Source organism: Bacillus hominis, from assembly GCF_018332515.1.
Lineage (GTDB): Bacteria > Bacillota > Bacilli > Bacillales > Bacillaceae_G > Bacillus_A > Bacillus_A hominis.
On sequence record NZ_BOQD01000449.1, the window covers coordinates 1 to 483 of the forward strand.

The 483-nt window shown below is 33.5% G+C and carries 1 protein-coding gene; it reads left to right on the forward strand.

From position 1 onward, the window contains the following. Positions 1-483 (forward strand): agmatine deiminase family protein (locus KI356_RS26225; protein ID WP_212936908.1); only part of this gene is annotated, 483 nt, incomplete at both ends.

The following is a 483-nucleotide window of genomic DNA, read 5'->3' on the forward strand; positions in this document are numbered from 1 at the left end:
TGGATAAAATTGATTTCTTTATCGCTCCTACTGATGATGTATGGGCACGAGATAGTGGACCGATTTTTGTTTATGACAATAATAAAAATTTAAAAATATTAGATCCGGCATTTAATGGATGGGGAAAGAAAACGCCTTATAAAAATGATGCTCGTATACGTGAAAATGTTAGTAAACAATCAGGGATTGAAAGAATTGATTGGGGGAAATTTGTCCTTGAAGGTGGCGCAATTGAATTAGATAGCAATGGGACTGCTTTATTAACTCGAAGTGCAGTAACGAATAAAAATAGAAATCCTGATTTATCAGAAAAGGAAATTGAAAAATATATAAGTGACCTTGGAGTGACAAACTTTATTTGGTTAGATGGAGTGCCTAATTTAGATATTACTGATTTTCATATTGATGGATTTGCTAAATTCCATGATAAATCTACCATTGTAACGATGAAAGAAGATGACCTGGCTGAATGGGGGTTGTCAA